Origin of the sequence: Mesorhizobium sp. M1348 (assembly GCF_040317925.1) — a bacterium.
Classification (GTDB): domain Bacteria; phylum Pseudomonadota; class Alphaproteobacteria; order Rhizobiales; family Rhizobiaceae; genus Mesorhizobium.
Genome location: NZ_JAMYLH010000006.1, coordinates 332752 through 342224 on the forward strand (window position 1 = coordinate 332752; position 9473 = coordinate 342224).

The window sequence follows — 9473 nt, forward strand, 5'->3', positions numbered from 1 at the left end:
TGCTTAAACTTCACAATGATGCTGCTCCAGGGACTCAAATGATCATCCGCAAAGCAGCAGCTATTTTTCTGAGCATGCTGAGCCTGTTGCAAGCAGCGAACGCAACAGAATGTTCGCTCAGCCATGCGACCTATCGCGAGCCGCGTTCGGGAGCGACGATACAGTTCCGGCCAACCAACAACGAGCCGGCTGCGCTGACGACAGAGGTCTTTTCGCTGATCGTGCCCAACACCGACATTCGTCTGCCGTCGGACATCACCTGGACCAATGGCAAGTACTCGTTTCCTGTGGGCACGATCCGGCACACCTGCACCGACGACGATCGCGAGGCGGGTCTCGAGGACGGCACCGGGCTGTGCAGAGTGTGGGACGGGCAGGTCTATGCGTTCAACGCAGGCGGTGCCGAGCAGTTGAGCTCCCGCCAAGCCTCGCCGGCACCGGCAGGGTTGCTGTTGCCTGACTTTGGCGCGATTTTTACCGAATGGCCCGATTTCGCCAAAGCCAATCCCGACGGTTCAGCCTGGGACGCCTTTAGCTTGACGGGTTGTAGCGATGAATAGCAAGAGGCTGCCGGCCTGCATCTTCGCCCTGCCGGTCCTTATGGCCATGGCCACCGGCGCTCGTGCCGACCAAAGCAAGCCGTCGCGTCCGACTGTCGACAAATGCGCTTGGGAACGGCTGGCGGACAAGGATGTCGGGCTGGCTGCCTGGGTGCAGCGCTGCGATTTCGGTTTTCGCCGGATTCATTTCGAGCTTGGCGGCAATGCGCTTGCCATCAAATACAGCGACGGCGGGCCGGCCGATCCCGTCGTCGAAGTCTTCGATATGCTGCCGGGCGAAGCGGCCGTCGCTGCGTTGCAGCGCATTTTTACGCAGAAGACCGAGAAGGCCGTCAGCACACGTTGCGTGCTCATGCCTTACACCGAAGGGGTCACGCCCGTAGGCATCATGCGATACGTCTTTAGTCCCGACGCCGCCTATCATGAGGAGTTGAACGCCGTTGCCAACCCTGACGAGGTCGGCGAACCGCCTTGCGGCGAATGGGGCGAAGCCCCGGACGGCATTCAGTATTTCGAGGTGCAATCACCCGAACTGCGAACGCTTCTATTCGTTCGCGTCGGCCAGGATGAGCCTTTGTTTGACGAGCAGACACTGCAAGTCCTGCCGCCCGGATAGCGCCGGGAGATATCAGCCGAAATGCCAACTTGGCTTTGGCTGAGTGCCGGTGAACATCACGCCGATGCGATCCTCGCGGCGCCAGCGGACCACGGCCTCGTAGGCAATGCCGTCGGTCGGAACATAGAGCAGGAACTCATCGGGCACGCGCGCGTCGATCGAGACCTTCAATTCGGCGCCGCCGGCATGCATGTTGCGCAGCGTGCATGTGACCTCGGAATTGGTCATGCCGGTCAGGATCGTCGCGCCCTTCAAGACGCGCTGCCGGCGTTTGTCCCTCTGTTCGTCCTCGGCCATTGCACGCAATCCAGCCATCTTCGCGTCTCGGGCGTTCTGATCGGGAGGATTATTAGACCTGCCTGATAAAAATAGCGTTATCACCGTAGTGAGACTGGGCGATTTTCGCGATTCCTGGCTGGAAGAAAAAGGCGCCGCGAAGCACGGCGCCGAATGATGCTTGTTGTCGGCCTGCTTACCTATAGGGCGAGTAGCATTGCTGGCGCGGCCCGTAATAGGGCTGGAAGGTGTTGTCCCAGGCGCGGTACGACCGGTAGCGATTGTAACACCATTGGACATGTGCACTGGAAAGCCGCCCTGCGCGATAATAGCGGCGCGGTGGCGGCGCGTCGTAGTAGTTATAGCTGTTGTACAGGCTGCCAAGGCCGAACCCCAGGCCCAAGCCAAGAATCGCGGCGCCCGCACTATCATCATAGTAGCCGCCGCGGTAATGGCGGCGATGGTGGCGCCAGCGCCAGCTGTCGTCCCAGCCGCCATTGTCCCAGTGTCTCGAAAAATGACGGCCGCGGAAATTGTGGGACCGCCATCTCCAATCATTGTCTCCGTGCCATTGCCGAAAGCCGCGATTGCGCCAACGCCAGATCTGCCTGTCGTTGCCGCCTGCCCAATCTTCACGAATTTGCACGATGTCGGCGGCATTGCCCGCCACCGGCAGTAGGGGTTTGGGCATCGGCCCGGCAAGCGAGGGGGCCGAGAGGCCGGCTATCAGACCGAGGGAAATCAGCCCGGATCTGACGGAAGATAAAAAGAGCGGTTTCATCGCACTCTCCGAAGGTTCAGGCCCCACGCCCAGAATACCCCGGGGAAGGGCCTATTGATGGAACTTTCCATCTGAACGGAAGATGAACAAAAAGGTTCCGTCAACCATGGCGAGCGCGCGATCAATCAGAGCCGCTTGGTTTCTGCGCCCTTGTTTTCGGGCGCGCTTGCGGGCAAAGGTCAAAGCCATGTCGCTGCGCCTTGCCACCTTCAACGTCGAAAACCTGATGAACAGGTTTGATTATTCCGGATACCGCAATCAGCTCAACGAAGATCGCACGCTGGCGCTTTTCGACATCCAAAGCGAGGCCGAATACAAGATGCTCGAGCAGGCGCGGGCGATCGCGCAATCCGACGACACGCGGCAGTTGACGGCGCTGGCGATCGCGGCCACCCGCGCCGACATTATCTGCATGCAGGAGGTCGACAACATCGAGGCGCTGAGGGCCTTCGAATATGGCTATCTGTTCAAGATGGTGGGGCAAGGTTACCGGCAGAAATACACCACCGCCGGCAATGATTCGCGCGGCATCGACGTCGCCCTGATGATGCGCAACGAGACCGCGCAGGGCCAGCCGATCGAATTCGTGCGCATGACCAGCTACGCCTATGTCACGTTCGAGCAATTCGGACTGCACACGGCGGAATTGGCAGCGCTTGGTCACCAGGCCAATGAACGCATCTTCCGGCGCGACTGCCTGGAAGTCGATCTGACCGTGGCTGGCGCGCCGTTGACGCTCTATCTCGTGCATTTCAAGTCGATGGGCTCGCCCCGCAACGGCCTCGACGGCCGCGAGGCGACAATGCCGCTGCGCATCGCCGAGGCGCAAGCGGTGCGCCGGATCATCGAGGAGCGTTTCGGCAAGGACCATGCCGCCGACAAGCGCTGGGCAATCTGCGGCGACATGAACGACTACCGGCAGCGCGTGAAGATCACCGGCGATGCCGTCGACGGCTATCGCTTCGAGGTCATCGACGAGACCCGGTCCTGCATCGACGTGCTCACTGCCGGCGGCTTTTGCGAAAACGCGGTCGAGCGGCGGCCGGAAATGGATCGCTGGACTTTCTATCACACGCGCGGACCGGAAGAGCGGCATCTCTGCCAGCTCGACTACATCCTTCTGTCGAGGGCGCTAGCCAGACAGAACGCCACCGCCGTTCCCGATATCATCCGCAACGGCCAGCCTTGGCGGACTATTTTTCCGGCGGGTCAGGAGGTCGAGCGCTTTCCACGCGCCGGATGGGACCGGCCGAAGGCATCCGACCATTGCCCTGTAGCAATTGCCCTCGACATGGCGTGAGACAGGCGTGAGTTTCGACCTGCCGCGCAACGTCATCCTGCCGGTCGATGCCATCGACGTCAGGCTCGATCCCGGCCCGCATCCGTTCGAGCGCGATAATGCCGAAGCGATCGCCGCAAACTGGCGGCGTGAGACCGCAGCCAAGCCGGCGCTTTTCGACGGCACCGTGGTGCTGCTTTCCGCTCTCAGCTATCGCGACAATCGCCTCCTTGGCCGCTGCCATGCGGTGCGGTATTCGACCTTCATGCTTTGGCGCGGCAATCGACAGGTGGCCGGGGCCGAGCACGCCTATGCCCATGCCATGCTGGTCGCCGGCGACAATGCGCTGGTGGCGATCCGCATGGCGCCGCATACGGTCAATGCCGGGCGCATCTACTTCGCCGCCGGTTCGTTCGAGCCAACCGATTTCCGCGACGGCCTTGTCGACGTCGACTTGAACATGATCCGCGAGGTGCGGGAGGAGACCGGCCTCGACCTGTCAGGCGCGACACGCGGCAAGCGCCACTACGCCCTGTCGACGGCAAGCGGCACGGTGATCTTTCGCCGCTACCGCGAGACGGCCTCCGCCGACGACCTGGCACAGCGGATCAGCGCTTTCGTCGCGGCCGAGTCAGAGCCTGAAATCGAAGGCCCCGTCATCATCCGCAATGCAGCCGACCTGCCGGACGGGTTGATGCCGCATATGAGACCGCTGATCGAATGGCACTTTGCGGGCAAGGATTCCGACTCTAACGTCGCGACCTGCCTTCAATAGCCTTGTCGCTACGGGCAGCGACAAAATACAGCAGCACGCCGAGACCCAGGAGCGCCCCCATCGCCGTTCCCATCGTCTGCCCAATTACCTGCTGGAAGTCAGCGGTGACGCGATCGGGATTATCCATTCCATAACGGATCAAATTCCACCAAAGCCCTGCCAAGGCGGATTCGACGATCACCATCGCCAGAGCCAGTCGCCCTTTCTTGCTCATCCATTGTTCCCCCTTAGTCCCCAACAGCATTGTTATCATTGCAGATTGTGCTGCGACAAGGGCAGGTTGCACATAAAAGTGGCAGCGTCGCGAGGCGACATTTGCTGCAACGCTCTATTCATGCCTCAGCGCGTCGATGGGGTTGAGCCGTGCGCCGCGCAGCGCCGGGAAGAAGCCGAACACCATGCCGATCAGCGCGGAGAAGCCGACCGCAAGCAGGATGACCGCCGGGCTTGGCGCAAACGGGATCGTCAGCGTCACCGAGGCGAGGCCGGCAAGGGCCAGGCCGATCAGGATGCCGATGATGCCGCCAAGCAGCGACAGCACGGTTGCCTCGACCAGGAACTGGATGAGAATATGCTTTTCATGGGCGCCGATAGCGAGCCTGATGCCGATCTCGCGCGTGCGTTCGGTTACCGACACCAGCATGATGTTCATAATGCCGATGCCGCCGACGAGCAGGCTGACGCCGGCGACGGCACCGAGCATGCCAGTCATGGTGGTGGTGGCGCTGGCCATGGCATCGGCGATCTGGGTCATGTCGCGGATCGAGAAATCATCGTCACGGTCGGGCGTGATGCGGCGCGTGTCGCGCAAGATGTCCTCGACGCGCGTCTGCAGCACCGTGGTTGGCGTACGGTCGTCGGCGGCGACATAGATCGATTCGATATCGCGATTGCCGGCAATGCGACGCTGATAGGCGGCGAGCGGCATCAGCACGACATTGTCCTGGTCCTGGCCGAAGCCGGTATAGCCCTTCGGTTCCAGCAGGCCGATGATCTTGCAGGAGGTGCGGTTGACGCGGATGATCTCGCCTTCGGGGTCCCCGGCGCCGAAGAACTGCTGGCGCACCGTCTCGCCGATGAGGCAGACGCCGGTCCCCGAGCGGGTTTCCGAATCGCTGAACGGGCGGCCCGAGACCAGCTTCCAGTCGCGGGCATCGAGATAGGCGCTGTCGGTGCCGGTGACGCCCGAGGTCAGGCTTTCGGTGCCGAAAATGACGCGTACCTGCTTTTGCGAGGCCGGCGAGATGGCGCGCGCGCCGTCCAGATGCGCGACAAGCGCTGCAAGATCCTTGTCGCCGAGCGGCCGGACCACCTGGTCGAGCCCTCCAGGTCCGCCAGGCCCGGCAGGGCGGCCGGAACGGACGACGAGCAGGTTGCTGCCGAGCTTGGAAATATCGGACTTGACCTTTTCGGTGGTGCCCGAGCCGATGGTCAGCATGGCGATGACGGCAGCAACGCCGATGACGATGCCGAGCAGCGTCAGGAACGAGCGCAGCACGTTGCGGCGGATGGAGCGGAGCGAGAGGCGGACGGTTTCCCAGATCATGGCTAGGCCATCTCGAGATTGGCTGTGTCCGAGGCGACATGGCCGTCGAGGAAACGGATCGTGCGCTGCGCATAGCCGGCAACATCGGCTTCGTGCGTGACCATGGCGATGGTCAGGCCGAGCTCGCTGTTCAGCTGCGTCAGGAGCTCCATGATCTCGTGCGTGCGGGCGGTGTCGAGATTGCCGGTCGGCTCGTCGGCAACGAGCAGCGTCGGCCTGGTGACGATGGCGCGGGCGATCGCCACGCGCTGCTGCTGGCCGCCGGACAGCTCGGCCGGCGTATGATGCTCGCGGCCGACAAGGCCGACCTCGGCAAGTGCCTGCATGGCAAGGCCGCGGCGCTCGCGGGCACCGATGCCGCGATAGATCAGCGGCAGTTCTACATTCTCGGCGGCCGTGGTGCGCGGCAAGAGATTATAGCCCTGGAAGACGAAGCCGACATAGAGGTTGCGCAGCACAGCGCGGCGGTTGCGGTCGAGACGGCCGGCGTCGATGCCTTCGAAGCTGTAAGTCCCAGCGGTCGGCGTGTCGAGGCAGCCAATGATGTTCATGGCCGTCGATTTGCCCGAACCGGACGGGCCCATGATGGCGACGAATTCGCCGCGCCTGATGGCGAGGTCGACGCCAGCCAGCGCATGCACCTGGGCTTCGCCCTGGCCATAGCTTTTCCAGACCTTGTCGAAGCCGATGAGGGTCGCGCCCGATGCCACGATCAGCTCCGCTGCTGCGAGGCCGTAATGACTTGCGTGCCTTCCTCCAGGCCGGAGACGATCTCGGTCAGTTCGCCGTCTGTCGAGCCGACCCTGACGTTGACCGGGTGCGGCCGGCCATTCTCCAGCACGTAGAGCATGCGCGAGCCGTCGGTGGGCTTCGTCGCCGCCTGGCGCTGGCGGTTGCCGCCGGGGCGTCCCATGCGGCCGGTGAACAGGTCGGTGAGGCTCCAGCCGCGCTCCGCCGTCTGCGCCGGCCGGTAGCGGAAGGCGATCGACGGTACGGTGAGCACGTTCTTGGCCTGCTTGGTGACGACCGAGACGGTGGCAGTCATGCCGGGCCGTAACAGAAGCTCGCTATTGTCGACATCCAGCCTTGCATCGTAAGTGACGACGCCGTCGGTGGTGACCGAGGCATAGGAAATGTCCCGGATCTCAGCGTCGAACGGCCGTTCAGGAAAAGCATCGACGGTGAAGCGCGCATGCTGGCCGGGTTTGACGGCGCCGATGTCGGCCTCGTCGACCGCGGCCTTCAACTCCATGTTCTTCAGATCCGCGGCGATGACGAACAGCACCGGCGCCTGCAGCGAGGAGGCGACCGTCTGGCCGGGATCGACCGAGCGCGTCAATATGATGCCATCGATCGGAGCGTAGATGGTGCTCTTGGCAAGATCCGTCTGCTGCACCTTAAGATCGGCATTGGCCATGGCGAGGTTGGCTTTGGCGATATCGAGCGCCGCCTTCGAGCGGTCGCGCGTGGCGGTTGCCGCTTCAAGCGACTGGTCCGTCGCCATGCCGCGCTTGGTCAGTTGCGCCGCGCGCACCAGCGCCTTTTCGTTTTCGGCCAGGGTCACGGTGGCGTCCTCGACACTCGCCGCCGCTGCCTTGGCGGAGGCCTGGGCGCGCTCGATCTGCACCTCCAGCTTGGCGGTGTCGAGCGCGGCCAGCACATCGCCCTTCTTCACCAGCTGATTCTCGTTGACCGACACCGAGCGGACGACGCCGGAGAGTTCGCTGGAAATATCGACCTGGGTGAGGGGCTGCAGCGTGCCGGTAGCCGAAACCGCGACGGTAAGGTCGGCCATGGCGGCCAGTGTCGTGGTATACTCGATCTTGGCGGGCGAGCCCGCATACCACTGGTAGCCGACAAAAGCCGCGGCGACGGCAAGCAGTGCGAACACTGCGTAAAGCCAACCGCGACGGCGTTTTGTCTTCAGGCCCTGGTGGTCAAGCCCGAGCGCCGTCTCGATGGCGGAAGCGGATTCCGTCTTTGGCAGATTGACAATCTGGTCCACGCCGGACCCCTATGTTCAGTGATATCCCATCAGTGCACAAATCAGGCCTAATGGTTCAAAATTCAAATTAAATTTCGCTCATGTTGGGAATGAGGCAGAGGACTTACTGAGATGCAGCCACGGAATTACTTGCTTTACGACGTATTCACCACCAACCGGCTGGCCGGCAATCCGCTGGCCGTGGTGCTCGACTGTGACGGGCTGGACGTTGCGGCGATGCAGGCGGTGGCGCGCGAGTTCAACCTGTCCGAAACCGTTTTCGTGCTGCCGCCTGATAATCCCAAGCATCGGGCCCGCATCCGCATCTTCACACCCGACTATGAAATGCCCTTCGCCGGCCACCCAACCGTCGGCTCGGCGATAGCGCTCGCCGAAATGGCGGGAGAGGCCGCCGGCATCTTCGTGCTCGAGGAGAATATCGGCCCGGTGCGCTGCGCTGTCAGCAAGCACGATGGTTCGACCTTTGCCGAGTTCGACCTGGCGAAACTGCCGGCGCAGCTGGAATTGTCGGCCGATCCCGAGGCGATCGGCGCGGCCCTTGGCCTTGGGCCGCACGAGATCGGCTTCGAGAACCACCGCGTTTCGTTCTGGTCGGCTGGAGTGCCTTACGTGACCATCCCAGTCGCCAATCTGGAGGCGGCTGCCCGGATCAGGCTGGACAATCAGGCCTGGTCGGAGCTCGCACCACGCAAAAGCGACTGGGCCTTCGCCAGCCCCTACGTCTATTGCCGCGAGACGGTGCACCACGACAGTGCCTTCCATGTCCGCATGATGGTGCCCGGCAATCCGTCCTACGAAGACCCGGCGACCGGCTCAGCGGCGGCCGCGTTCGCCGGCGCGATCATGCATTTCGACGGCCCGACCGACGGCGTTTCACAACTGTGGATCGAGCAGGGGCTGGAGATGGGCCGGCCTTCGCGCATTCGCCTCGAACTGAATGTCGAAGGTGGCAAACTGACGGCCGCCCGCATCGGCGGCCATGCGGTCAAGGTGGCGGAAGGCAGGCTTTTCATCTGACCATGTGCGGCACTTGGGCGATTTGTCGGTAAATGAATCGGCAGGGCTGGACATGGGGGATGTCGGCGGCTATATGCCCGCCAACGCCGGTTTTTCCGGCCGGGTGGGTGCGTAGCTCAGTTGGTAGAGCAGCTGACTCTTAATCAGCGGGTCCACAGTTCAATCCTGTGCGCACCCACCAAAAATCTCCAGGATTTGGTGGAAAGACCGTACAGCGGGATGTTTTGCGGCCGTCCGGTGGCTGCATTCATTCGAGTGCTATTGGATAGTTGGCCGCAGATAGCTGAGGATCGCTCGCGTTATGGCTATCACGCCGTCCACGTTATCGAAGTTTGTTTTGCTTTTGCCAGCGATCCATTCGAGTTCAGGATGCCTGGGCAGTCGAAGTGCATGGAATAGCGCCTCGCCCGAGAGACCGCCCAGTCCAAAGGATGTAGGTTCATCGTCTGCGTAGTAAGGGAAGTGAAAGTTCAGCCGGATCGGCCCACCATATCCAAGCTTTAGTTTCATCCCGACTAGGCCGTAGACTCATAAGCGCGAAGCCACAGTCGCATTGAGGCGAGTTGGATCATGGCGAGGAAGTTGGCTGCCAGTTTGTCGTACCGTGTAGCGACACGG

Annotated in this window: 12 protein-coding genes, 1 tRNA gene and 1 pseudogene; 6 read left to right on the forward strand and 8 right to left on the reverse strand. The window is 62.4% G+C overall.

What is annotated here, in order from left to right:
- The first annotated feature begins 38 nt into the window (after positions 1–38).
- Together NKH13_RS14100 and NKH13_RS14105 are read left to right on the forward strand one after the other, a co-directional pair.
- Entirely contained in the window at positions 39–560 is a 522-nt protein-coding gene (locus NKH13_RS14100) for a hypothetical protein (protein WP_352912828.1), read from the forward strand.
- Positions 553–1176 carry a hypothetical protein gene (locus NKH13_RS14105; RefSeq protein WP_352912829.1) on the forward strand — a complete coding sequence of 208 codons (624 nt, stop codon included), beginning with the start codon at positions 553–555 and terminating at the stop codon, positions 1174–1176. The genes NKH13_RS14100 and NKH13_RS14105 overlap by 8 nt, the downstream gene beginning before the upstream one ends.
- A 12-nt stretch (positions 1177–1188) precedes the next feature.
- Here NKH13_RS14105 and NKH13_RS14110 read toward each other — a convergent pair whose 3' ends face one another.
- From NKH13_RS14110 to NKH13_RS14120, 3 genes are all read right to left on the reverse strand, one after another.
- The gene (locus NKH13_RS14110) at positions 1189–1473 is read right to left on the reverse strand and encodes a PilZ domain-containing protein (RefSeq protein ID WP_352912843.1); all 285 of its coding nucleotides are present in this window, start codon (positions 1471–1473) and stop codon (positions 1189–1191) included.
- A 175-nt stretch (positions 1474–1648) separates the two neighbouring features.
- Positions 1649–2233: a BA14K family protein gene (locus tag NKH13_RS14115; protein WP_352912830.1), complete on the reverse strand. Its 585-nt coding sequence runs from the start codon at positions 2231–2233 to the stop codon at positions 1649–1651.
- Positions 2234–2284: 51 nt separating this feature from the next.
- The gene (locus NKH13_RS14120) at positions 2285–2422 is read right to left on the reverse strand and encodes a hypothetical protein (protein ID WP_156937338.1); all 138 of its coding nucleotides are present in this window, start codon (positions 2420–2422) and stop codon (positions 2285–2287) included.
- Between NKH13_RS14120 and NKH13_RS14125 the strand changes: the two genes are divergently transcribed.
- On the forward strand, positions 2421–3533 hold the full coding sequence (locus NKH13_RS14125; RefSeq protein WP_352718948.1) for an endonuclease/exonuclease/phosphatase family protein: 1113 nt from the start codon (positions 2421–2423) through the stop codon (positions 3531–3533). The two genes, NKH13_RS14120 and NKH13_RS14125, sit on opposite strands and share 2 nt — an antisense overlap.
- 7 nt (positions 3534–3540) lie before the next feature.
- Entirely contained in the window at positions 3541–4287 is a 747-nt protein-coding gene (locus NKH13_RS14130; protein ID WP_352718947.1) for a hypothetical protein, read from the forward strand.
- Here the strand turns inward: NKH13_RS14130 and NKH13_RS14135 are convergent.
- From NKH13_RS14135 to NKH13_RS14150, 4 genes are all read right to left on the reverse strand, one after another.
- Positions 4262–4501: a hypothetical protein gene (locus tag NKH13_RS14135; protein WP_352718946.1), complete on the reverse strand. Its 240-nt coding sequence runs from the start codon at positions 4499–4501 to the stop codon at positions 4262–4264. The genes NKH13_RS14130 and NKH13_RS14135 overlap by 26 nt on opposite strands.
- Before the next feature lie 114 nt (positions 4502–4615).
- Positions 4616–5833, reverse strand: a complete 1218-nt coding sequence (locus tag NKH13_RS14140) for an ABC transporter permease (RefSeq protein ID WP_352718945.1) — start codon at positions 5831–5833, stop codon at positions 4616–4618.
- Between the two features lie 2 nt (positions 5834–5835).
- Positions 5836–6543, reverse strand: a complete 708-nt coding sequence (locus NKH13_RS14145) for an ABC transporter ATP-binding protein (RefSeq protein ID WP_352912831.1) — start codon at positions 6541–6543, stop codon at positions 5836–5838.
- 2 nt (positions 6544–6545) lie between these two features.
- Positions 6546–7838, reverse strand: a complete 1293-nt coding sequence (locus NKH13_RS14150; protein ID WP_352912832.1) for an efflux RND transporter periplasmic adaptor subunit — start codon at positions 7836–7838, stop codon at positions 6546–6548.
- Between the two features lie 111 nt (positions 7839–7949).
- Between NKH13_RS14150 and NKH13_RS14155 the strand changes: the two genes are divergently transcribed.
- Together NKH13_RS14155 and NKH13_RS14160 are read left to right on the forward strand one after the other, a co-directional pair.
- The gene (locus NKH13_RS14155; protein WP_352912833.1) at positions 7950–8855 is read left to right on the forward strand and encodes a PhzF family phenazine biosynthesis protein; all 906 of its coding nucleotides are present in this window, start codon (positions 7950–7952) and stop codon (positions 8853–8855) included.
- 105 nt (positions 8856–8960) lie between these two features.
- A tRNA-Lys gene (locus NKH13_RS14160) sits at positions 8961–9036 on the forward strand.
- Positions 9037–9370: 334 nt separating this feature from the next.
- On the opposite strand, the pseudogene NKH13_RS14165 reads toward NKH13_RS14160, so the two are convergent.
- Positions 9371–9473: pseudogene (locus NKH13_RS14165) on the reverse strand (IS5/IS1182 family transposase); the annotation flags it as partial.

Bases quoted from the DNA above. Each gene is read 5' to 3' on its own strand.
- NKH13_RS14100 (WP_352912828.1), top strand. From the start codon at position 39: ATGATCATCCGCAAAGCAGCAGCTATTTTTCTGAGCATGCTGAGCCTG.
- NKH13_RS14105 (WP_352912829.1), top strand. From the start codon at position 553: ATGAATAGCAAGAGGCTGCCGGCCTGCATCTTCGCCCTGCCGGTCCTT.
- NKH13_RS14110 (WP_352912843.1), bottom strand. From the start codon at position 1,473: ATGGCCGAGGACGAACAGAGGGACAAACGCCGGCAGCGCGTCTTGAAG.
- NKH13_RS14115 (WP_352912830.1), bottom strand. From the start codon at position 2,233: ATGAAACCGCTCTTTTTATCTTCCGTCAGATCCGGGCTGATTTCCCTC.
- NKH13_RS14125 (WP_352718948.1), top strand. From the start codon at position 2,421: ATGTCGCTGCGCCTTGCCACCTTCAACGTCGAAAACCTGATGAACAGG.
- NKH13_RS14120 (WP_156937338.1), bottom strand. From the start codon at position 2,422: ATGGCTTTGACCTTTGCCCGCAAGCGCGCCCGAAAACAAGGGCGCAGA.
- NKH13_RS14135 (WP_352718946.1), bottom strand. From the start codon at position 4,501: ATGAGCAAGAAAGGGCGACTGGCTCTGGCGATGGTGATCGTCGAATCC.
- NKH13_RS14140 (WP_352718945.1), bottom strand. From the start codon at position 5,833: ATGATCTGGGAAACCGTCCGCCTCTCGCTCCGCTCCATCCGCCGCAAC.
- NKH13_RS14155 (WP_352912833.1), top strand. From the start codon at position 7,950: ATGCAGCCACGGAATTACTTGCTTTACGACGTATTCACCACCAACCGG.